This window comes from Enterococcus malodoratus ATCC 43197 (assembly GCF_000407185.1).
GTDB classification, from domain to species: Bacteria; Bacillota; Bacilli; order Lactobacillales; family Enterococcaceae; genus Enterococcus_A; species Enterococcus_A malodoratus.
This window is the reverse complement of record NZ_KE136481.1, coordinates 1,465,105-1,487,903: the sequence shown is the minus strand read 5'-3', so window position 1 is coordinate 1,487,903 and position 22,799 is coordinate 1,465,105. Positions and strand designations below refer to the sequence as shown.

The following is a 22,799-nucleotide window of genomic DNA, read 5'->3' as shown; positions in this document are numbered from 1 at the left end:
TTAAATATCACTGATTAATACGACTAGTGAAAACAGCTCATCATCATAATGAATATCTAAGGTTCCATTGTAGCTTTCAACGATGGAGCGGACAGCCTGCAAGCCGATGCCATGCTCCTGCGGTTTGGTTTTCGTTGAGAAGAAACGGGAACCATTCTTTTTTATCTGATGTTTTTTCGTATTTGTAATCTCATAACTCAGAAACCCGTTATAATATCTAGCCTTCATTGTGATTTCTTTTATCGGCGCTTGTTTGGCGGCCTCGATCGCATTGTCTAGGGTATTGACAAAGAGGGAACACAAATCGATGTCATCGATCGTGATCAGGGTGTCGATATCTAACTGCATCGAGCAGTCGATCTGATAGTCCTGCATCACTTGGTATTTGGCATTCAATACAGCGTTGACGATCGTATTTTTACAGAAAATGTGATTCGAGAGAATGTGCTGCTCGGTTAAGTTTGCCAGATAATTCTCTACTTGCTCCGGCTGCTTTTCACGAATCAAATTCAACATGACACCAAAGTGATTATTCATATCATGGTGAACTTTGCGCAATTGCTTTTGATTGCCTTCCAACTCCTGATAATAATCCTTTTGCAGCTGCAAGTTTTGATTTTCTAGTTTATAACGAAAACTTTTCGCAATATGAGCGGTCATGTAGAGACTGCAAATACTTGTTAGGATACAAGCAAAAGCAGTAGGATACACAATTCGTGTCTCCGCTGGGGTAAAAATGATGAAACTAATCATAGCAAATAACGGGGTCAAACAAATTAAGTCAATGACCACCCACAGCTTCGTAGTGATCTGGGTCTTTGAATATGGAACGGCAAAACGAAAGAGCTGATACATTCCAAACCAAATAAGCCCGCGCAGCAAATGCATGCTGCCGTGTAGAAAGAAGTCTAGCGCAAATCCCTTGCCGCCAGCCTGCCAAAGTCTTAAGCCGATATCTTCCACCAAAAAATTGAGTGCGATGATAAAGGGAAATAGAATAAGGGTCAAGGAGGCTTTATGAATGAACGGACCTTGCAAAAAGAGCAGGTTAGACACCAAAAAAAAGAGAAAAAGAAAAGTCACATTTGATAAATCATTTGGGTAAATCGGCAGCGCGATGGAGCAAAAAAGTATGAAGATAAAGATCAGCTTAAAAAAAGAATTCTTTTTAACAGCAATGAATTGTCTGATTAATTGGTACAAAAAGTACGTGCCGATTACACCGAATAGCTGGTTGAGTACGCCCACTACAAAATTCATTGAACCACCTAACCTAACATATTTTTAGCAAAGCTGACCATGAGCGACTGGCGATATTTTCGACTGATGGGCAATTGCTCTTGGTTGCAGGTCAGAGACCCTGCTTCTACTTGATCCACATAATGCAGATTGACGACATAACGATTATGGATGCGGAGAAAGTGATCCGGCAGAACCAAGTCATTCAATTTTCCATAAAAGGTGATGGGATCTTTGGCAGTCACAATCGTTACTATGCGGCGATCACTGGTAAAATAGCAAATCTCTTTTAGCGCCACTCGAGTGATGCCTGATTTTTGCTCAATCACAAAATACTTCGGGTGAGCCGTTTCCAGCTCATCTAATGCTTTATGTAGGACCTCAACGATTTTTTTCTCACCATAAGGCTTCAAGATATAATTTAAGGCTTTCACTTCATAGCCTTGAAAGACAAAATCCGCAAACGCTGTGACAAAGATGATCACAGCATGTTGATTAATTTTTCGTAATTGCTTGGCCGTTTCAATGCCATCTAAAGCTTTCATCTCAATATCTAAAAAAAGAAGATCAATCGACTCCAGCCGACTGCTGAGTAATTCTTCCCCCGAAGAAAACTCACGCAGCTGATACTCAATACCTTGCAGCTGCAACTCCGGCTCGATTATTCTCATCAATGCTTTACGCATTTCTTTTTCATCGTCACAACAGACAACCTCTAACATTCAACCACCCTCCATTTTTTTCACCATTATATCATTAAAGGGATGCCAAAAATGACGGTAAACGAGTCAAAGTTTACAAAATGCCCCATGGGTAAGTGAGGCGGAGTTGCTTAGAATAAGGGTATAGAAAACAAGGGGGAGTAAATAATGTTAACAGTGGATCATTTGTATAAAAGTTTTCATACTGGTGGGGTTCAGTATGACGTGTTGAAAGATGTATCTTTTACAGTGGATGAGAGCGAATTTGTTGCGGTGATGGGGCCGTCAGGAAGTGGAAAAACGACCTTATTAAATTGTATTTCTTGTTTTATTCCATATGAAAAGGGTGAGATTCGTTTAGATGACACTTTATTGGCGAATCTCGATGAAGAGGCGATGGCCGAGGTGCGCAATAAGAAACTCGGTTTTGTCTTCCAAGATTTCATGTTGTTGGATGGTCTGACAATTTTTGAAAATGTTTGTGTACCAAAGGTGATCACTCAAGCACCATATCGTCCAATGGAACAAAAGGTCAGCAAATTACTTAAATTATTTGGAATTGACTCAATCGCCAATAAGTATCCGGTCGAGATTTCCGGAGGACAAAAGCAGCGAACCGCGGTGGCTAGAGCCCTGATGAATGATCCGCTGATCTTATTGGCGGATGAACCAACTGGAAATTTAGACAGCAAATCAAGAGACACAGTGATCGAAGCGTTTATAGAAGCCAAAAATACTTTAGGAGCGACGATTTTCATGGTGACTCATGATACTTTTTCAGCGAGTTATTGTGATCGCGTATTAGTTATGAAGGACGGCACTATCTTCACAGAGCTGGTACGGACGGGGACCAGACAACAATTCTTCGATGAGCTGCTCCATGTCCTGAAAGAATTGGAGGGGAATCCTGATGAAGCTATCGCTATCTGATTTATTAAAAAAGCTGCGAAAATACAATCAGCGGAATTACCTGCAATTTATTTTCTGTATGACGTTTTCAGTGTTGCTGATCACTTCGTACGCTGTGATGCTTTACAGTACGATTGTTCAACAAACATTGCCAGTCGGCGGGGACAGCCGTAAACAGGTAATGATGATTTTTGCGATCGCGATCGCAGGCTGTTTGATTTTCATCATGTACGCGGCCAATCTGTTTCTAAAATATAAAAGTCGAGAAACAGGTGTCTTTCTAGCCTTAGGCGCAAAGAAAAAATACTTGTCGCAAAAACTGACGATCGAGCTGCTGCAATTGATGATCGGCTGTATTGCGGCAGGCGTAATTCTTGGGATTGGTCTAGCTTTTCTGATCTGGCAGATTTTCCGGCTCATTTTGGTGAATCTAGGTGAGATGTCGTTGGGATTGACCGTCGAAGGTATCGCGATTGGTCTGGTTTTTGGACTCGTTTCGATGATCCCGGTATTGTTTCAGTTGTACAATTTTGTTCGCCGCACCGATATGATGGAGATTTTATACCATCAGCATAAGAGTGAACCACTGCGGCCAGCCACTGCTAAATATGGCGTGTCTGGAATCATCTTATTGATTGCAGGGATTCTGCTGGGTTTTGTAGTACCTAGTATCGTATCCAATACGATGGGAGTATTGCTTCCAGGTATATGGAGCGCTACCTACTTGCTTTCATTGATCGGAATCTACCGTATCATGACGTACACTATTATGAAGAGCAAACGAGGAAGAAATCCGCAGAAGTATTATAATGACCTGATTGCTTCCAACATGATGAAATTTCAGGGCCGACAAACCGTTCGGAATATGTGTATTATCGCTTTGCTGCTGTCGGCCAGCTTATTCGCTTGTTTTTATCCGCCGCAGTTGGCTAGTTCTACCAATGCGATTGCCAATAGCCCAGCAGATTACGAGCTGCACTATAATCATGCTGAAGATGAAGTAGACCAGCAAGACCTTTATCGTTTGGCAAAGAAGCACGATGTGAAAATCAAGAATTATCAGGAAATAATTTTTTCAGAACTGCTGGCTAGTGGGGTAGAGCGTGATTGGACGGATGATGGCAAATTGATCGAGGATTATAGGAAAGATCATCGGTTAGCCGATTTTATCGATGCTGCTACCTTTAATCGGGAAACGAATAATACGCTCGAAATCCCTCAAGGCCACTATTATCGAGTGAAAGGACAAGAAGAGGCAGAATCCTTTTTCGAAAAAGATGACGACATGGATCAAGTGACAAATCCGGTCACAAAAGAAGCGTTTCCGTTGAAGTTTAAGGGAATCGTTCGCTGCCAGCAGCTTGTCAGTCAAGGAAGCCGCCGGTATGTTTTGAACGATCAAGACTATCAAAAAGTCAAAACAAACCTTACTCAAGAAAATCAAACGAAACAGATTTTGTTTAATGTTGCGGATGTGGAAGCCTCTTATCCATTCGCTCAGGATGTTTATCAGGAGTTTATTGAGAAGGCGTCACCTAAAATGGCGGTTTACAATACCTATGATGCCTATCAGTCGGCAAAAGCCAAGGCAAATAATCAAGACTATGGGTATGATAGAAAGATTGAGCTGACACCTAGCAACACTGGTTTGATGGATGATTGGAAGTATTATCCAGCAATGAAAGTGCTGGTGGAAAACACCTTTTTCCAAAGTGTCGCAGTTTTCTTCTTAGTCTTCATTTTTGTTGCGATCATTTGTTTAGCCGCGGTTGGCGTGATCTCTTATACTCGCAGTATCACGATCGGTTTATCTAACCAACAGCTTTTTGAAGATTTAAGACGCTTAGGCGCAAACAATCACTACATTCGAAAATGTGTGGTCAGTCAATTGAATAAATTATTTATTCTACCGACTGTTCTCGCTTCGATTCTGATCTATGGATTTACCCTGTTGATGTTCAGTACAAATGATGGTCAATTCACCAGTAATGAAATGAACGCACTGATGATGGATAGTGTGCTGCTGATTTTAGTCATTCTTTACCAAGTGATTATCTATGGCGTGTCATTCCGGAAAATCAAAGGGATTTTGAAAATTTAAGATTGAGATTCGATTGAAATATCTTTATATTCGATTAAAATTAGAAGCTCGAGGAAAAACCAGATAGGTTTGTTCCTCGGGTTTTTCTTTTTGCATAATTTTAATGATTTGGGTACGGTACAAGTAAGAAATTTAGAAAAGGAGGAAATGGTATGAAGTACGAAAAAATATCGCCAACAGATAATTATCCTTATAAAATTTTTTCATTCCATTCGAAGTCATCAGATCGTTTGATTCCACCTCATTGGCACGAAAGTTTAGAGCTGCTTTTTTGTTTTTCCGGAGAGTTAGAAGTTATTTTTGCTGGACAAACCTATCACTTGAAAGCGCAGGAATTCATTATTATCAATTCGAACCATGTTCATTCAACAAGAAGTCCCGTTTTAGGTGAATGTCTGGTGATCCAGTTTCCTTTGGAATATCTGCAAAGGATCACTGAGGAGCAATACTTAAAAAAATTCCTATTCAAAGCAATTCCAGATCAGCAAAACTCAGAGGTGCTCGCTTGTTTACTGTATATCTATCGAAATTTTTCTTCAGAGGAGCTAGTGAATCATTTATATGTAAAGGCCAAGATATATGAACTATTAGCGATTCTCTGTGAAAGTAATACATTTTCTAGTACAGACATGTATGAAATCAAATCATTCAAATATTTAGACAAAATGAAAGTGGTCAACCAGTATATTCAGGATCACTATACGCAAAATTTGATGATCGAAGAGGTGGCAAAAATATTTAATTATAATCCCTCCTATTTTTCGCGCTTTTACAAAAAATTCATGGGTATCACCTTTACGGAGTATCTCAACTCCATCCGGTTGGATGCGGCCTATAAAGAAATGCGAGACACAGACAAAACGATTCTGGAAATAGGTTTGAATAACGGCTTTGCCACGAATAAAACGTTCTACAATGTTTTTCGTAATAAATTCGGAATGTCACCGCAAAAATTTCGTAAGCAATTTCTAAAAAAAAGTAATTAAGTTTCCACTTTGTCGTAAAAAAGCGGAACGACTTAGAAGGCCTAACGCCTCTATAATGAAAGCGTTATAACAATCGTTTGATGAGGAGGAGAAACATTGAAAGAGAAAATTACAAATTTATTTAACAAACTGAATCCATGGTTTGATAAGTTGGGAGCCAACCCATATCTACAAGCGATTTCTGGCGCTATGATGGCAACCTTGGGTCCACTTTTCATTGGTTCAATGTCAGTATTAATCGTTGTTTTGATGGGGATGGTTCCATCATTGGCCAAATTGGATAAAGTAACTGATCTGTTGTCTAAAGTAAATACGATGACACTTGGGGCATTAGCTGTTTATATCGCTGTTTTGATCGCCTATCATTTAGTTAAAAAATTAGATGAGGACGAAGATCCGATTTCTGCATCAATTATCTCATTGGTCGGTTTTCTGATTATCACCCCTTTAGGTAAAATGGCTGATGATTCAATGGGGATTCCAACTAATTGGCTCGGTGCTCAAGGGGTGTTCTCAGCTTTGATTGTCGGAATTGTAAGCGCTCGTTTATATTTAGCAATTAAGCATCGCGGCTGGACGATTAAAATGCCGGCAGGAGTCCCTCCAATGGTGACAAAAACATTTGAGGCATTGATTCCGACGATTTTGATTGGTCTTTTATTTGCAATTGTTGATTTATTGTTTAGTTTGACTGCGTTTGGTAGCATGCATCAATTTGTTTACAGCATCATTCAAGAACCTTTGAAAGGGATAGGCGGTTCGATTGCAGCGATGATTTTATTAAGTCTTTTGCAGCAAGTGTTGTGGTTCTTCGGGATTCACGGAACAAATGTTATTATGCCGCTGGTTACACCGTTGTGGTTAGCAATGGACGTTGAAAACTTGAATGCCGTCCAAGCCGGATTAACTCCACCAAATATCGTTGGGTTAGCATTCTTTAATATCATTACTTGGAGTGGTTTAGGTTTAGGACTGGTTTTGCTGATGTTGCGGGCTAAGAGCAAGCAGTATCGCCAAGTTGGGAAGATATCAATCGTTCCGGCTTTGTTTGGAATAACCGAGCCGGTCATTTTCGGAACTCCTTTAGTACTGAATTTTGATTTGGCGTTTCCATTCATTACAAACAATACAATTGCATTGATCATTGCCTATGTATTGACAAAACTGGGGATCGTCGCCAAATTTATTGGGGTTCAGGCAATCTTTGGCTTGCCAATTGGTTTCCATGCGGCCGTTGAAGGAAGTATATCAATTATCATATTACAGTTATTTATTCAATTAGTGTTGTCGCCAGTTTTGTGGTATCCGTGGTTTAAACGATTAGACTTGCGTACTTACAAGGATGAACAAGCAGCCGAAGGAGTTGATGAGTAATGCAAGAAGCAAAATTAAAAGAACTATTGGATTCGTTGACTTGGACGGAAAAAGTCGGACAATTGGTTCAGTTATCAGGTGATTTTTTTCATAGTGAAGAGTTAGCGGTTGGTCCGAAAAAGAAGTTGGGAATTACTCAGGAAACGATTGACGTTGTTGGTTCTGTCTTGAATGTGACAGGTGCGGAGACGACACGAGACGTTCAGGGAAAATACTTGAAAAATAGTCGGCATAAAATTCCTCTGCTGTTTATGGCTGATATTATTTATGGCTATCGTACGATCTTTCCAATCCCGTTAGGTTTAGGGGCAACTTGGAACCCTGAGCTGATTGAAGAAGCTTATGGTGTTATTGCTCGAGAATCACGCTCGGCAGGTGCTCACGTAACCTATGCACCGATGGTGGATCTAGTTCGGGATGCTCGCTGGGGGCGTTGTTTAGAGTCAACAGGAGAAGACCCTCAGTTGAATGCTGATTTCGCAGAGGCTATGGTTCGCGGATTACAACAGGAGCGTGGCGGGAGACTTGAAGGAATCGCATCTTGCGTGAAGCACTTTGCTGCTTATGGGGCTGCAGAAGCGGGACGGGAATACAATACCGTTGATATGAGTGAACGTCGATTAAGACAAGACTATTTAAGTGGATATAAGTCAGCAGTTGATGCAGGAGCAAAATTAGTTATGACATCCTTCAACACCTATGATGGGATGCCTGCGACAGGTAACGAATTTTTATTGAAAGAAATCTTACGCGAAGAATGGGGCTTTGATGGTGTGATCATCTCTGACTACGCTGCTGTTCAAGAATTAATTGCACATGGTGTAGCAAAAGATGAACGTGAAGCAACACTTTTAGCAATGCAGGCAACAAACGACATTGATATGAAAACGGGTTGTTATGCCAATGAATTGGAGCCGTTAATCAGTGATGGAGCGATTGATACTGATCTAGTCAATGATGCGGTATGGCGGGTCTTGAAATTGAAGAATGATTTAGGCTTGTTTGAAGATCCCTATCGAGGTAGTACTATCGGGCAAGAACAACAGACCTTGTTAACAGAAGAAAATAGAAGACTGGCTCGAAAAGTTGCACAAGAGTCAATTGTACTATTGCAAAATAAAGAAGAACTGCTTCCGTTGACACCAAATAAAGAAAGAATCCTATTGGTCGGACCATACGGTGATGAACAAGATCTGATTGGCCTGTGGGCAGTTCATGGGAAAAGTTCAGATGTTGTTTCGATCAAATCAGCACTTGAAAAAGAACTTTCAAGTGAAACATTCTCATTTGAAAAAGGCTGCGGGCTATTAGCGGATTATCAGTTTTTAGGTGAGTTTGGAGCAACCAAAGAACAGATTCATTCGTTAGGAATGTCGGATGAAGAACAAGGTATTGCTTTAAAACAAGCCCTTGAGGCAGGCGAACAAGCAGACATTATCATATATGCGATGGGTGAACACACGATGCAAAGCGGAGAAGCAGGCAGTCGAACAGATATCTCTCTTCCTACGGTTCAAAAAGAATTTATGGAGAAGATGGTTTCATTAGGCAAAAAGAATATTTTGATTGCAATCAGCGGTCGGCCTTTGACGTTTGCAAAAGAAGTCGAGCAGATGGATGCAATCATTCAAGCGTGGTTCCCAGGAACTGAAGGTGGAAATGCATTAGTAGATATTTTATTTGGAAAAGTAAATCCTTCGGGGAGACTTAGTATGGGATTTCCAGAAAATGTGGGTCAATTGCCAATGTCCTACAATGAATTCAAAACAGGCCGCCCGTTAAACAGTAGTACGCACAGAGGTCGGTTCGTTACGAAGTATTTAGACAGTGCTAATGCGCCGTTATTCCCTTTTGGATTTGGATTAAGTTATGGGACAGTTGTTTATAGTGAATTAACATTAAACTCAAAACAAATGACTGAGGACTTGAACATCTCGATTAAGTTGAAAAACACTTCTTCCTATGAATATCTGGAAACTGTTCAATTGTATATTCAAGATATTACCGGCTCAGTAGTTCGTCCGGTCAAGGAGCTGAAAAAATACCAAAAGGTAAAATTATCACCGAATGAAGAGAAAATTATCGAGTTCCAACTTCAACGAAATGATTTATATTACTATATGAAGGACATGCAGTTTGGCACTGAACCTGGTGATTTCATCGTATTTGTTGGCAGAAATGCAAATGATACACAGCAAGAACAATTTGAATTACTTTAAATTTTAAAAGAAGAACTGCAAATTTTGCGGTTCTTCTTTTTTACCCAATCCAACTATTCGATTATTCAAGTAAATTGTGGTAAATTGCAGATGATTTCAGACATTTATCATCGAGTAAGGGGATGGAAACAATGCAATTGACTCAAGAAGAAGTGCTGCAAAGGATTTATAATCTGATCTTGAATCCGAATACTCGTGAGTGGGAGCGCTACTTATTAACGACGACTAAAAACGCGTTAGCTGACCAAGGAAATTTCAAAGAACAATTGGCGAAGCTGGAGGCAGAATTGCGTCCATTGGCTTTACGAAATAATTTGACACCGGATGTAACGGACTTTTATCAAGAAATCACTGGAAATGATCCGGTCGTCGAGGAAGCTGTGAAGGAGAAGCATTTTGTGACTGATCCGGCTTATCAAGAGCGGGCAATTCTTGCTGGCGGCTGTTTCTGGTGTATGGTGGAACCTTTCGAAAACCATCCGGGAATTGTCTCCGTTCTTTCAGGATATACCGGCGGGACGATCGAAAATCCTAGTTATGATCAGGTCAGCAGCGGCGCCACAGGTCATGTTGAAGCGGTAGAAATCATTTTTGACACACGCGTTGTGCGCTATCAAGAATTGATTGATCTATATTGGCAAATCACTGATCCAACGGATGACACTGGTCAATTTCAAGATCGGGGTGCTCAGTACCGCCCGATCATATTTGTAACAAATGACGAACAAAAGAGGATTGCGGAAAAAACGAAACAAGCTGTGATTGACTCTGACAGATATAGTAAACCGATTGTTACAGAAATTAGAGCAGCGGAAACTTTTTGGCCAGCAGAAAATTATCATCAAGAATTCTATAAAAAGCAGCCTAAGCGTTATAAGGCAATCAAGCGAGAACGGCAGCAGTTCCTAACCTATCAGCATCTGAAGGGGAAACTGCGAGTAGGTTTGCGGCGAAAAAAATCGTTTTAAATGAATTTTTCAAAAATTGTTGACAACCAAGGTGAAAGGGATTATATTATATACATACCAACCGAATGTATGAATAGGAGGCAATCGTCTTGGCACGTAATAAATATCCTGAAGAAACGATCAATAAAATTTTGGATGTGGCCGCGCAGCTCTTTTTAGAAAAGGGATACGAACATACTTCGATTCAAGATATCGTCAATAATCTTGGCGGCTTATCAAAAGGGGCGATCTATCATCACTTCAAATCCAAAGAAGATATTTTGGATGGTGTGATGGACAAGCTTTATCAAAATAATGAGAACGAGCTGGAACATATTAAACGGCTTGAAAAAAATAAGAATATGACCGGTTTGCAAAAACTACAAGCCTTGTTCACTTCAGCATTAGAGAATCCCCGCCAAGAGGATATGTTTCAAATGGCACCGGATTTTCTTAAAAACCCGCAGATGCTGGTTATGCAGCTAGAAGGGATTTTCAAAGAATCGGCGCCGCATTATGTTCAGCCGATCATTGAAGAAGGAATCGCGGATGGCTCCATTCAAACAGAGTATCCCAAAGAATTGGCCGAGGTCATCTTATTACTCATCAATATTTGGTTAACGCCATTGATCCATGATGATGATCCAAGCAGTGTCGCTAATCGTTTCGCGCTTTTTCAAGAGATGATGGATAAATTAGGAATTGAAGTATTTGATGCTACTGCCGTCAAAAAGCTGGAACAATTCCGCAAGTTATATGAACAAAAAAAATAATCTCTGCCTGCACAGGCAGTTTTATTTTAAAGTTATACATACCATCGTTCGGTATCTAAAGCTGGAATCATCGTTTTATTTATAAAACCTATAAAGCGAATAAAAAATAAAAAACAAAAAAAGAAGGAGTGTTTAAGATGGAACAAAAAATGAACAAGCAAAGTAGTTATGGTGTTAATGGAGGAAATAAGGAGGAGAGAAATATGTTTGAAAGAATTGGTAGTGGTGTAGCGGTGGTCTTTTCAGGAATCTTTATCTTGCCGATCTTGTCCGTTTTAACAGGAGCTTTTGGTATGATTGGTGTCGCTTTGCCGGCGATTTCTATGCTGAATCTTTTTGGCATTCTGCATATACCGTTCAACGTCTTATTCGTTACGTTGACTGGACTTCCGCAAGTTTTCGTTGGATTTTTAGTTGGTTTGATCTTCTTGGCCTTATCATACGTCTGCGGAAGTATCTTGAAAAAATATATCACGATTGCAAAACGAACGTTTTAATCGAAATGTGCGATCGGGTTACACTAAACAGGAAACAATACTTTCAGATTTCTTAGAAGCGCCGCCTTTTTCGCTGAATAGATCAAGAACTTGAAAAAATAGTTTCACTTTGGCAGAAATCTATCAGGCTTTGAGTATATTTATTACTGACGAAAGTCAAAAGGAGGAGCTAGTATGTTAAAAGTGTTGTTGGTATTATCAATCGTTGGACTTGTCCTATCATTTATTTTGAATATCTTCGCGAGAGGCAAAAAAATCAATGGAATGTATCTTGTATTATCTCTGCTTCAGGGAGCGTGCTTAGGTGCGATGGTGGGACTCTTGGTTATCTTATTGATCAAAGGCAGAACATTAGTATAAAAACAAAAACAGAGGAATTTCCTCTGTTTTTTTGTATTCTAAGCCAAGAATCCTACCAAGAAGGCCAAGGTATCGAACATAAAATGAACAAGAAAAGAGGCCCATATGGATTTTGTTCGAATATAGGCAGCCGTTTCAATTGACCTGCCTAACCCGATCACAAAGATGACCTGCAGCCAATTCCATTGGTAGGTCGGTAAGTGCAGCAAACCAAAAATAATCGAAGATAAGAGCAACGCCATGGCGATACTTTTATTACGAGACCAATGCGCTCTTTGGTAGAAGAAATACAAGAACGCCAAGAAGGGCAGCAGTGCGAGAAATTCCTCACCTAAAAGATTAGGGATATTACTCAATGTGTTGATCAAAAATAATTCTAGACCATGTGCTTGAGTGGACGAAACCTCCGCTGGATTGGCTTTTGCCGGATCAAATAGGTTGACTATCACGACCGCGGCACCTGCATAAAGAAAATCAACGATCAAAATACCTGCTAAAAATAGTAAATCTTTTGGTTTAAACTTCCTAAATAATAGAAAGGCATCCTTTCCAGCAAATAGAGCCAAACTTCCTATTCCAAAAAAAAGCTTCATAAAACTAAAAACGATGATTACTAAAAATGCTAAAGAAGAAGAGGTATTAGGATCCCAAAAAGATGAAATAAGAAAACCGATAAAAAGTATTCCAAGAATAATTGCCCATTGTGCCGTATTAATAGTTTTAGGTTTTCCATTGTAAAAGGGAAAATCTAGGGAATCATTTTTCTTCTCAATAAAAAAATGTTTGTCCATATCAATAGACTCCTCTCAAATTGAAATTATTTTTAGCATAGTGATTGTAAAAGAAAATGTAAAAGAATTTGTTCTAGAGCTGTTGAGTTGGATTCTTAAATGAATGAGTCAGGCAAAACGGGTGACCTCAGTTATCAAAAATATTAACAGAAAATAATTATTTTTTAACTTATGTCTTTTCTCATTAAATAAGTTTTAAAAATGAGCAAGGTACCATAAAGTAAGCATATAATAAAAGAACAAGGCATATATTTTGTTGTTTTGCCAAATAAACATATTATATTTTTAAATTTTATTAATAATATGTTAATATTGAACTATAGATTCAAAGTGATTTGCATTATGCAAATCTCTTTTTTTTGTGCGAATAAAAAAAAGTAAGGACAAATTGATTATTTTGCTAATTAAAATGTATCGATTTGGATAATATAATTAAATAAAATTAGTTAATTATTAATCGTGGTATGAAAGGAGCGAGAGATGCAGGCAAACGATTTATTGATAGATGATGACCGCTATAAATGGTACTTACTTCAGTACTTAGAATTAAATAAGAATGCGTATTGCTCAATTGAACAGCTCGGAGATATTTTGGAAATTTCTCGCTATAAATTAGAAAAGTACCTGCAAGAACTCCAAGCAGAGCTAGAGGAAAATCACTACGATGCGACGATCGAACTGCTTGAAACAGGTGAAATCGAGGTTCATCGATTGACCCATGCGATTGTAAAAAAAATGCGGCTTTTTTTGGTAAAGCGTAGTTTGACGTATCAGATTTTTCATCGGTATGTGACCAATGAAACGAGTTTGGATAAACAAATTGAAGAGCTGCATGTAAGCCGTTCAAGTACTTATCGCTTATATAAACGTCTAAAAGAGCAGTTGACGGATGAAGGATTTCAGTTAAAGAAAAATCAATTAATAGGAAATGAGTTTTCGATTCGAAGTTTTTTGTTTGGTTTATATTATGAGATTTTCAACGGGTTAACGAGTCCTTTTGATGAAGAGATTCAAAAACAAGCCAAAGAAATTTTTCGCTATCTGGAACATTACTTAAATCTGTCGCTGCCTAAAACAAAGGAACATAAATTTCTTTTCTACATGAGTGTTGCATTGATTCGGCTGAGAAAAGGACACGGGATAGCCGATAACTACATTGATTATCAGGAAAATGCGGCGACTGAGTATCTTTCAAAATGGCTGTACAATCATTTTACGTTGACGCAAGTAGAAAAGCGCCGCGAGATCGCTGCGTTGCTGCTGTTTTGCCAAATGATGGAGGTTGATCTGCAACAGGAACTGCAATTTATCAAGCAAGATGAGAACCAGCAGGCGGAAGTATTGGTGGAGGAGTTTTTGCAATATTTAGCTAACCATTCACGATTTGAGTTAGCTCGATTGAAAGAGGATCGGTCATTAGTAGCTGGACTGCTGCGAATTAATCGGAAGTGGCTAATCTATCATTTTCGCGAAACGACTTTTGTGACGAAAATCCAGCGCCGCTACTTTCAAGAGATCAATCCTAAGTTGGATGAGCTGATCCAAGATTTCATCGAACGAATTGGTCAACAGGGACTTTTTCATTCTGAACAGGAACGGAATAAATTGTACTATGATTATTTGTTTTTCCTGATCACGAAAATTTCAGTTGAGGAATTAGAAGACCCTGTCTATATTTGCATCGATTTTTCTCACGGCAGCAGCTATAACGAATACATTCAAACGATGCTGCGTTCGTTGCAAAGTATGAATATCTGTTATGAAGAAAAATTAAGTACGAAGACCCAAATCTATTTGTCTGATTTTTTGATTGATACATTACCATGCCACCAAATGATTTGGAAGCGGCCGCCAACACCGGAGGATTGGGCCGAATTTGGGCATTTATTATTAACGGTTAAGGGAGGCGCTTATGAATAGAAGTTTATTGATCGCGATTGCATTGCCTTCAATGATGTTTTATCAGTCCAATGCGCCGATCTTATACAGCAGTGAAAAATTGATCGAGCAGGTCAAAGAGGAACAGGTCAGACGATCGTTTGATTTATCGGAAAGCGGCAATATGTTGATTATTACCAATGATCGAATAGAAGAAAATGCAGAGACGGTTCCCGCCGATGAAGCGGTCGAACCGGAACAGCCGCCCGACCAAGTAAATGAAGAAACGTCATCAATTGGAGAACGCTCCTCAGATGAAACGTCTTCAACAAGTGAAACAACGCAATCGCCAACGACTAAATCCACGCTTCCAAAAACCGGCAAAAAAGCCTCACGGCAAACAGAGAAGACGAAAAGTACGGAAGCGTTGGAAACAATCGAACAGAAGATCAGCGCGCTGCCTTTGGCAGAACTTCCGACCGATAAGACAGGCGAGCGGGAACTTGTTCGAATGCTGGCAAGTATGTCAGGAACGATTTTATATGGTACGAAAATGACGGAAACCAACAAGCAGGAATATATTACGTTTTAAAAAGGGGATGAAAACGAATGAATCGTTTAAAGAAATTATGGTCACTAACAGCAATCTGCGGAATGATGATTGGGATTTTCCCAATGTCGATCTTTGCAGAAACCATCGAAGAAGCAAATGTGGTGGTTAACGAAGCAGCAATCACGGATATGGACGATCAAGCAATCACAGAGGACCAGCGCATCAATCACAAGGATTCGGTAAAAGTGAAATTGAATTGGTCGCTGGCTAAAGCGGCATTGATCGAAGCAAATACGATGATGTCAGTTGCTTTGCCCGCCAATCTAACTTACCCAGATCAATCCGGTAGTTTAGGCGAGATGGGAAATTATCAAGTCAGCAACCAACAATTGATTTTTCAGTTTAACAAAAACTATCAAGAAACAGAAGATGGTCGTGCACCGGATTTTGCCAGTGCCAAATTTTATGAAGGCTTAATTGAACTGACCGCAGAAACAACTTCAGAAGAGTTAGAAACAGAAAATGTTGATTTTGGGAATAATATCATCTCAACCTTGTACTACGACAAGAAAGTTGATCCGGCAGCGGATCCAGTAAATGCCGAGACAGATAGCGAACAGAAAATTCAATCGCGAGCCCACAATCCGAACTTAAATGATCGTGGTGTCGATTTATTTAACAATATCAAAATCACTGACCTGGCAGGAAATGAGTTCAGCGCAGCAAATCCCGCCGTTAAAGACGCGGATATCAAGATCCACTTTGATTGGGCGTTAGATAATGATGAAGATATTTTAGATGGTGATTCGTACACGTATCAGCTGCCGGATTATTTTTCAGTCCACAATCGGGTCGAAGGGGATCTGAAGGATGTTAATCAACTTGTTATGGGGAAATTCGTATTAGATCAAACCGGAAAGCTGACAGTTACCTTTAATGGAGAGGGAACCAGTCTAAGTGAACGTAAAGGAACGATTGATTTAGAGACTGAGTTGAAAGTGACAACGGAAACAGAGCAAATTGAAATCAACACAGATATCAAAAATGAAGATGGTCATGAGATCATCATCAAGATCCCAGTTGTCAAAGGGGATATCGTTAAAGAGGGGATAATCGATTCGGATAATACAGTCATTTGGACGATTACCGCCAACCGCGATCGTCGAGCTTTGAAAAATGTAGTGATTACCGACTATCTGCCTGAAGGATTATCTGTTTGGTACACCAGTTATTATGAACAGACTAATAATGGTGATTGGGTGGCAACAGACAAGTTTAAAAGCAGTGCTCCAGAAAAAGGCATACTCAAATTTACCTATTCAGAAGAATTGAACGTTCCAGTAAAAATAGTGATTCGAATGAAAATAGAAGATAAAACTAAGACGGAGTTCTTGAACAAAGCGACAATCGAAGGAGATAATTTCCGACCGAACGCCTCTGAATCAAGCATTTCATACGGCAAGAAAGATAATTATAAACGATTATTAGACTATAACTTGAATCAAGGAATTTTCAATTGGGAAGTAAAGGCGACCTATACTCAAAACGACGGTATTTTTAAAGACTGGATGTATGCGAGATATGGTGATTCAGAAACTGCCGTCCATTTTCTAAAAAAAGAAACGATGGAAATTTTTGATGAGAACGGACAGAAAATTGCTGATGGGGATTGGGAATTTTTGACGACTGCCGCTGATTTCAAACAAAAAGATGGAGAGTATGTCCATTTTACTCTGAAATTCAAAAATCCTGGTGTTTATACCATCAAGTATTCGACACAAGCATTTGAAACACCAGTCAAACCTGGCACCGCAGTTGCCAACAATGCGTTGGTGAAAGATGGAGCTAATGAAGAAGGATTAACTGCCGGGGAAACGGTCAAGGTCAGCAGCGAACTTGGTGTAAAAAAATGGGCGGATAATAAGAATTACACGGACTCAACGATCGATTACAAGGTCGAAATCAATACGAATAAAATTTTGATGAAGAATGCTGTGATTACTGACCGCTTTGAAGCATTAAATGGGAAGTATAAAAGTGCGCTGCAATTACTCGAAACTACCTTAAAACTAAAAACAGCTGGCGGAACAGAAATAAGCAGTTCGGATTACGAGCTGGAACATTTAGCAGGTGATCCTGATTATCGAACAGGATTTGTTGTTAAGCTTAAGGGCACCTACGCTGAGACCAAAGAAACAATCATTATGACCTATACGGCTAGGTACTTTATTGACGAACAAGAAAAGAATGAATATGGCAAACCAAGTATTCGATTTGATAATAGTGCGATGGTTTCCTTTACCGGCGAAGATGGTAAAGAACACACGGATGGTTCCGAAGTCGCTTTTTGGGTTGATTCAACGATGGCACAAAATGGCGTCAAGTTTGGTACGTACGTCGCTAAAGATGCCGATGTTGAGAAAAAATTAGATATCTATAACTTAAATCCATTTAGTGATACCAAGGCCCCCGTTGACAGTGTCTATTGGTCAGCCATTTTCAACACATGGAATACCAAGATACCAGAAAATACGACGATTCGTGAGGCATTAGGCGAAGGGCAAGATTTACGCGAGATCGTGATTTATGATGTTGGCCTTTCCAGTGCGGCAATGAAAATAAATAAACTAGGCGATAAATGGCAGCTGGGTATCGATTATGAAATCAACGATGATAATGGTGTGCCGGTGATCAAATTATTAAAAGAGAAAACTAAAATGTTCGCGATCTTTGTATCTGCCGATGCTTCTGAAGATATCTACAAATACAAAAATGTAGCGACCATGACCATCCCTGGAGAAGAGCCGCTAAAAGTGGAGGGAATGGCAGAAAAGAGTGACAAGGATGCATGGATCGATAAAAGTGGACAGCAAGGCACGGACGATGACTATCGCTTGATCAACTGGACCGTCGTGTTAAATAAGGATGGTCATAAAGTTAATCAACCATATATTGAAGATACGATCGATATGGCGGATCAAACGTTTGTTTACGATGCAGATAAAAATGTCGTAGTTAAGGTTTATAAAGCCAAAGAAGAAGGAGAAGGTAACTTTGTAAAAGACGGCGATGCGATTGTTTTTGACGAAGCGGATAAACCATTTGTCACAACCGACTCGGCAGAAGGAACACAAACCTTAACAATCAAATTAGGCGAGTCCATTCATTCGCCGTACATTGTTGAATATCAAACCATGTTGGATCCTGGCATTAGCAACAATGAAAAGGTCAGCAATAAAGCTACGTTGTTTGGTAAAGATGTAAGTATTCAGGAAACATCAAAAGAGGTTATTGTGAAATCTACCAATGGCGAAGGGACCTCAAGCGGGAAAAACGGGTCATTGAAATTTAAGAAATTAGATGAACATCAAGAATTAATCACGACTAGCTCCGCCCTTTTTGATCTTTACCGAAAAGATAAAGACGGCAATCTGACGCTGATGTTGTCAAATATTGAGGTAAAAGGCGACAAGATCATAGAAGACGGGAAAGAAGTCACCAGCCTTTCCAAATTACGCTACGGTACGTATGTTATTGTGGAAAGCAAAGCACCAGACGGCTATGTGAAGAATGAGGAAGAACACGAATTTGAGATTTCAACAAGTAATGTTGAACATACCTTCACATTAGAAAATAAAAGTGTAACAAACAAACTAGGAACCAAAATTGAGTTAGCGGCAGAAAAAGAGTTATCTGGCCGCCCGCTAAAAGCGAATGAGTTCAGCTTCAGCTTAAAAGGTGATGGTGTCAATCAAACTAAGAAAAATGACGCTGATGCCAAAGTTACATTTGATGAGATCACATACACCGAAGAAGGCGAACACGTATATACGATCTCTGAAATCATCCCATCAGAAAAAGAAACGGGTCTAACGTATGATGAAACGGAATACAAAGTCACAGTAACGGTTGAAGAGAAAGCTGGGGAACTGAAAGCAACCGCAGTATACGAAAACGTTAAAACTGGAGAAGTTCCAATCTTCAAAAATGTGTATAAAGTATTACCAACAGATATCCAACTTGAAGCGAAAAAAGAATTGTCTGGTCGTCCAATCAAAGCGGATGAATTCAGCTTCAACCTAAAAGGTGAAGGCCTCGACCAAACAGTGAAGAATGATGGAAACGGTAAAGTCACTTTCGATAAAATCAATTACGATAAAGCCGGAACTTATGAGTACACGATCTCAGAAGTGATTCCAGCAGAAAAAGAAACTGGATTGACTTACGATGAAACAAACTACAAAGTTACGGTTACCGTCAAAGAAGAAGCTGGGGAACTGAAAGCAACCGCAGTATACGAAAACGTTAAAGCTGGAGAAGTTCCAATCTTCAAAAATGTGTACAAGGTTTTACCAACAAATATCCAACTTGAAGCGAAAAAAGAATTGTCTGGTCGCCCAATCAAAGCGGATGAATTCAGCTTCAACCTAAAAGGTGAAGGCCTCGACCAAACAGTGAAGAATGATTGAAACGGTAAAGTCACTTTCGATAAAATCAATTACGATAAAGCCGGAACTTATGAGTACACGATCTCAGAAGTGATTCCAGCAGAAAAAGAAACTGGATTGACTTACGATGAAACAAACTACAAAGTTACGGTTACCGTCAAAGAAGAAGCTGGGAAACTGAAAGCAACCGCAGTATACGAAAACGTTAAAGCTGGAGAAGTTCCAATCTTCAAAAATGTGTACAAGGTTTTACCAACAGATATTAAAATTGAAGCAAAAAAAGAATTGTCTGGCCGTCCAATCAAAGCAGACGAATTCAGCTTCAATCTAAAAGGCGAAGGCCTCGACCAAACAGTGAAGAACGACTCGGAAGGCAATGTATTATTCGACAAGATCGATTACGACAAAGCCGGAACTTATGAGTACACGATCTCAGAAGTGATTCCAGCAGAAAAAGAAACCGGATTGATTTACGATGAAACGCAATACAAAGTCACGGTAACGGTTGAAGAGAAAGCTGGGAAGTTAGAAGCGTCTGCAGTATACGAAAACGTTAAAGCTGGAGAAGTTCCAATCTTCAAAAATGTGTACAAAGTCTTACCAACAAATATCCAACTTGATGTTCAAAAAGACTTAACAGGTCGTCAATTGAAAGATAAAGAATTCAGCTTTAACCTAAAAGGTGAAGGCCTCGACCAAACAGTGAAGAACGACGCAGATGGCAAAGTATCATTCGACAAGATCGATTACGACAAAGCCGGAACTTATGAGTACACGATCTCAGAAGTGATTCCAGCAGAAAAAGAAACGGGTCTAACGTATGATGAAACAAACTACAAAGTTACGGTTACCGTTAAAGAAGAAGCTGGGAAATTAGAAGCGACCGCAGTATACGAAAACGTTAAGGCTGGAGAAGTTCCAATCTTCAAAAACAGGTACAAAGTCTTACCAACAGATATCCAACTTGAAGCTCAAAAAGACTTAACAGGTCGTCAATTGAAAGATAAAGAATTCAGCTTCAATCTAAAAGGCGAAGGCCTCGATCAAACAGTGAAGAACGATGCAGATGGCAAAGTATCATTCGACAAGATCGATTACGACAAAGCCGGAACTTATGAGTACACGATCTCGGAAGTGATTCCAGCAGAAAAAGAAACTGGTATTACTTATGACGATACAGAGCATAAAGTGACTGTGACGGTTGAAGAGAAAGCTGGGGAATTAGAGGCTGTTGCCAAGTATGAAGGCACAGAGTCGAACGAAATTCCGACCTTTAAAAATAGCTTCACACCTGAAAAGAAAGTTCCGGCTGGCGAGATTCTTTTGAAGAAACTCGACAGTAAAACGGGAAGAACTTTAGCTGAGGCCGAATTTAAAGTGGTGGATGAAAAAGGACAACCGGTAGCTGGGCAAGAAAAGATAGTAACGGGTGAAGATGGTTCGATCTTTATCAAAGGATTGACTGATGGAAACTATCAACTAATTGAAACAAAAGCACCAAAAGGCTATCAGATAGATGAGACGCCGATTGAATTTTCAGTTAAAAACAGTCAGCCAAGTAAAAAAGAAATCAATCAGAAAAATGATCCGATTGGGTTGCCTGAAACCGGCAAGACTAACAATCAAAAAACAAATGTTCAAACGACTTATCGAAATACGGGTGGAACTAGTTCAACGACCGCAAAACGATTGCCATCAACCGGCAGCATTAGAAGTAATGGACTGATCATTTTAGGATTATTCTTCTTAGCGATGATTGGATTGGTAGCATTTAGTAAACGAAAAAAAGCTTAGCATCAACTAGCAGAAATGAGGGGGATTATGAAAACTAGCGGAGAACCAAGTTGGATTTCAGATTTAAACGAAGAGGAAATCGAGTTTATAAAATTCTTTATTCTTTCGTCGGGGTCGATCAAAGAACTGGCGACCATCTACTCAACCAGTTATCCAACACTTCGGAAACAATTGGATAAGCTGATTCAGAAGATTCGAATCAGTGAGCGCAAAGAAAATGACAACATTATTCAATTGATTCAGCAGCTTGAAAAAGAAGGCAGAATCGATCAAGAAATTGCGGATACTGTGGTACAAGAATATGGCAAATCATTAAACTGTTTGATTGTCGATTAACTAAAACCTTCGATTCATTTCATGTTGAAATGGATCGAAGGTTTTTTATTGAGGGGCACTTTCTTTCTCGCTGAAGATTAAGGTATGATGAATAAAAGTATCGACTAACTTCAATGGAGGTGACTAAATGTTTGTTCATGAATTGAAACTATCGAATATGAAAAAAGGAATAGGCTACCCGTTTGATGTTTTTGCGATTCAAGAAATAGCGCATAAAGGTAGTTTGGTGTTTGATAGTCCTGTTACTTTTTTATCTGGCGACAACGGGACGGGCAAGTCGACGATTTTAGAAGCACTCGCTGTGGCATATGGGATTAACCCGGAAGGCGGCAGTCAAAATTTCACGTTTCACACGGTCGAAAGTCATTCAAACTTACATGAATCGGTTCGCTTAGTCAGGAAGGGAAATCTTCCTAAATCCAAATTTTTCTTGCGATCAGAAACGTATTATAATGTTGCTTCGGAATTGGAATATATGGCCGAAGAGGATGGCGAAGTGGCGTATGCTTCCTATGGAGGGAAATCTTTGCATACCCGCTCGCATGGAGAAGGCCTGCTGACGATTATTGAAAATCGTTTTGGCAAAGAAGGTTTTTATTTACTGGATGAGCCGGAAGCTGGATTAGCAACTAGCCGGCAATATACCTTGCTGCAGGAAATTCATCGTTTAGTGCAGGCAGGCAGTCAATTAATAATCGCTACGCATTCTCCGATCCTGATGGCTTATCCTGATGCGACGATCTATCAGTTTTCAGAAGATGGGCTAGAAAAGCTGCCTTTGGAGGAAACGATCGCCTTTAAAGAAACGAAACTGTTTTACGATGATCCGAAACGAATGCTGCATTATCTCCTGAATTGAACAAAGGGTTTCTTTTTCTCGTTAAGAAGTTCAA

General features: G+C 39.6%; 18 protein-coding genes. 15 read left to right on the top strand and 3 right to left on the bottom strand.

The window, feature by feature from the left end; genetic code table 11:
* Both I585_RS07370 and I585_RS07365 read right to left on the bottom strand, forming a co-directional pair.
* Nucleotides 1–1,260, bottom strand: a complete 1,260-nt coding sequence (locus I585_RS07370) for a sensor histidine kinase (RefSeq protein WP_010743013.1) — start codon at nt 1,258–1,260, stop codon at nt 1–3.
* 8 nt (nt 1,261–1,268) lie between these two features.
* Nucleotides 1,269–1,961, bottom strand: a complete 693-nt coding sequence (locus I585_RS07365) for a LytR/AlgR family response regulator transcription factor (protein WP_010743014.1) — start codon at nt 1,959–1,961, stop codon at nt 1,269–1,271.
* Between the two features lie 147 nt (nt 1,962–2,108).
* On the opposite strand from I585_RS07365, the gene I585_RS07360 reads away from it, so the two are divergent.
* The 9 genes from I585_RS07360 to I585_RS07320 all read left to right on the top strand — a co-directional run bounded on the left by I585_RS07360 (nt 2,109) and on the right by I585_RS07320 (nt 12,106).
* Entirely contained in the window at nt 2,109–2,870 is a 762-nt protein-coding gene (locus tag I585_RS07360) for an ABC transporter ATP-binding protein (RefSeq protein WP_010743015.1), read from the top strand.
* A complete protein-coding gene (locus I585_RS07355) occupies nt 2,851–4,950 on the top strand; it encodes an FtsX-like permease family protein (RefSeq protein WP_010743016.1) in 2,100 nt (699 codons plus the stop codon). The genes I585_RS07360 and I585_RS07355 overlap by 20 nt, the downstream gene beginning before the upstream one ends.
* A 152-nt stretch (nt 4,951–5,102) precedes the next feature.
* Nucleotides 5,103–5,936 (top strand): AraC family transcriptional regulator, encoded by an 834-nt coding sequence (locus I585_RS07350; RefSeq protein WP_010743017.1) that lies wholly within the window; start codon nt 5,103–5,105, stop codon nt 5,934–5,936.
* A gap of 96 nt (nt 5,937–6,032) precedes the next feature.
* Entirely contained in the window at nt 6,033–7,310 is a 1,278-nt protein-coding gene (locus I585_RS07345) for a PTS sugar transporter subunit IIC (protein ID WP_010743018.1), read from the top strand.
* On the top strand, nt 7,310–9,529 hold the full coding sequence (gene bglX, locus I585_RS07340; RefSeq protein WP_010743019.1) for a beta-glucosidase BglX: 2,220 nt from the start codon (nt 7,310–7,312) through the stop codon (nt 9,527–9,529). Before I585_RS07345 ends, bglX begins: the two co-directional genes overlap by 1 nt.
* A 131-nt stretch (nt 9,530–9,660) precedes the next feature.
* Entirely contained in the window at nt 9,661–10,497 is an 837-nt protein-coding gene (gene msrA, locus I585_RS07335) for a peptide-methionine (S)-S-oxide reductase MsrA (protein WP_034708484.1), read from the top strand.
* Between the two features lie 89 nt (nt 10,498–10,586).
* A complete protein-coding gene (locus I585_RS07330) occupies nt 10,587–11,249 on the top strand; it encodes a TetR/AcrR family transcriptional regulator (RefSeq protein ID WP_010743021.1) in 663 nt (220 codons plus the stop codon).
* 137 nt (nt 11,250–11,386) lie between these two features.
* Entirely contained in the window at nt 11,387–11,746 is a 360-nt protein-coding gene (locus I585_RS07325) for a hypothetical protein (protein ID WP_010743022.1), read from the top strand.
* Between the two features lie 174 nt (nt 11,747–11,920).
* Entirely contained in the window at nt 11,921–12,106 is a 186-nt protein-coding gene (locus tag I585_RS07320) for a hypothetical protein (RefSeq protein ID WP_010743023.1), read from the top strand.
* Nucleotides 12,107–12,144: 38 nt separating this feature from the next.
* Here the strand turns inward: I585_RS07320 and I585_RS07315 are convergent, their stop codons facing one another.
* Nucleotides 12,145–12,897: a CPBP family intramembrane glutamic endopeptidase gene (locus tag I585_RS07315; protein ID WP_010743024.1), complete on the bottom strand. Its 753-nt coding sequence runs from the start codon at nt 12,895–12,897 to the stop codon at nt 12,145–12,147.
* Between the two features lie 480 nt (nt 12,898–13,377).
* Between I585_RS07315 and I585_RS07310 the strand changes: the two genes are divergently transcribed.
* The 6 genes from I585_RS07310 to I585_RS07285 all read left to right on the top strand — a co-directional run bounded on the left by I585_RS07310 (nt 13,378) and on the right by I585_RS07285 (nt 22,765).
* Nucleotides 13,378–14,817: a helix-turn-helix domain-containing protein gene (locus I585_RS07310; RefSeq protein WP_010743025.1), complete on the top strand. Its 1,440-nt coding sequence runs from the start codon at nt 13,378–13,380 to the stop codon at nt 14,815–14,817.
* Nucleotides 14,810–15,367, top strand: coding sequence for a hypothetical protein (locus I585_RS07305; RefSeq protein ID WP_010743026.1), 558 nt, complete (start codon nt 14,810–14,812; stop codon nt 15,365–15,367). The genes I585_RS07310 and I585_RS07305 overlap by 8 nt, the downstream gene beginning before the upstream one ends.
* 17 nt (nt 15,368–15,384) lie before the next feature.
* On the top strand, nt 15,385–19,797 hold the full coding sequence (locus tag I585_RS07300) for a Spy0128 family protein (protein ID WP_016249940.1): 4,413 nt from the start codon (nt 15,385–15,387) through the stop codon (nt 19,795–19,797).
* 24 nt (nt 19,798–19,821) lie between these two features.
* Nucleotides 19,822–21,570 carry a Spy0128 family protein gene (locus I585_RS07295; protein ID WP_111945097.1) on the top strand — a complete coding sequence of 583 codons (1,749 nt, stop codon included), beginning with the start codon at nt 19,822–19,824 and terminating at the stop codon, nt 21,568–21,570.
* 27 nt (nt 21,571–21,597) lie between these two features.
* A complete protein-coding gene (locus I585_RS07290) occupies nt 21,598–21,906 on the top strand; it encodes a DUF2089 family protein (RefSeq protein WP_010743029.1) in 309 nt (102 codons plus the stop codon).
* A 127-nt stretch (nt 21,907–22,033) separates the two neighbouring features.
* Complete coding sequence (locus I585_RS07285; RefSeq protein ID WP_010743030.1) at nt 22,034–22,765, top strand: AAA family ATPase; 732 nt, start codon at nt 22,034–22,036, stop codon at nt 22,763–22,765.
* Nucleotides 22,766–22,799 lie beyond the last annotated feature (34 nt).

What these genes read in the sequence shown, in the direction of transcription:
- I585_RS07370 (WP_010743013.1), bottom strand. Translation starts at nt 1,260, where the DNA reads ATGAATTTTGTAGTGGGCGTACTCAACCAGCTATTCGGTGTAATCGGC.
- I585_RS07365 (WP_010743014.1), bottom strand. Translation starts at nt 1,961, where the DNA reads ATGTTAGAGGTTGTCTGTTGTGACGATGAAAAAGAAATGCGTAAAGCA.
- I585_RS07360 (WP_010743015.1), top strand. Translation starts at nt 2,109, where the DNA reads ATGTTAACAGTGGATCATTTGTATAAAAGTTTTCATACTGGTGGGGTT.
- I585_RS07355 (WP_010743016.1), top strand. Translation starts at nt 2,851, where the DNA reads ATGAAGCTATCGCTATCTGATTTATTAAAAAAGCTGCGAAAATACAAT.
- I585_RS07350 (WP_010743017.1), top strand. Translation starts at nt 5,103, where the DNA reads ATGAAGTACGAAAAAATATCGCCAACAGATAATTATCCTTATAAAATT.
- bglX (WP_010743019.1), top strand. Translation starts at nt 7,310, where the DNA reads ATGCAAGAAGCAAAATTAAAAGAACTATTGGATTCGTTGACTTGGACG.
- msrA (WP_034708484.1), top strand. Translation starts at nt 9,661, where the DNA reads ATGCAATTGACTCAAGAAGAAGTGCTGCAAAGGATTTATAATCTGATC.
- I585_RS07325 (WP_010743022.1), top strand. Translation starts at nt 11,387, where the DNA reads ATGGAACAAAAAATGAACAAGCAAAGTAGTTATGGTGTTAATGGAGGA.
- I585_RS07320 (WP_010743023.1), top strand. Translation starts at nt 11,921, where the DNA reads ATGTTAAAAGTGTTGTTGGTATTATCAATCGTTGGACTTGTCCTATCA.
- I585_RS07315 (WP_010743024.1), bottom strand. Translation starts at nt 12,897, where the DNA reads ATGGACAAACATTTTTTTATTGAGAAGAAAAATGATTCCCTAGATTTT.
- I585_RS07310 (WP_010743025.1), top strand. Translation starts at nt 13,378, where the DNA reads ATGCAGGCAAACGATTTATTGATAGATGATGACCGCTATAAATGGTAC.
- I585_RS07305 (WP_010743026.1), top strand. Translation starts at nt 14,810, where the DNA reads ATGAATAGAAGTTTATTGATCGCGATTGCATTGCCTTCAATGATGTTT.
- I585_RS07300 (WP_016249940.1), top strand. Translation starts at nt 15,385, where the DNA reads ATGAATCGTTTAAAGAAATTATGGTCACTAACAGCAATCTGCGGAATG.
- I585_RS07290 (WP_010743029.1), top strand. Translation starts at nt 21,598, where the DNA reads ATGAAAACTAGCGGAGAACCAAGTTGGATTTCAGATTTAAACGAAGAG.
- I585_RS07285 (WP_010743030.1), top strand. Translation starts at nt 22,034, where the DNA reads ATGTTTGTTCATGAATTGAAACTATCGAATATGAAAAAAGGAATAGGC.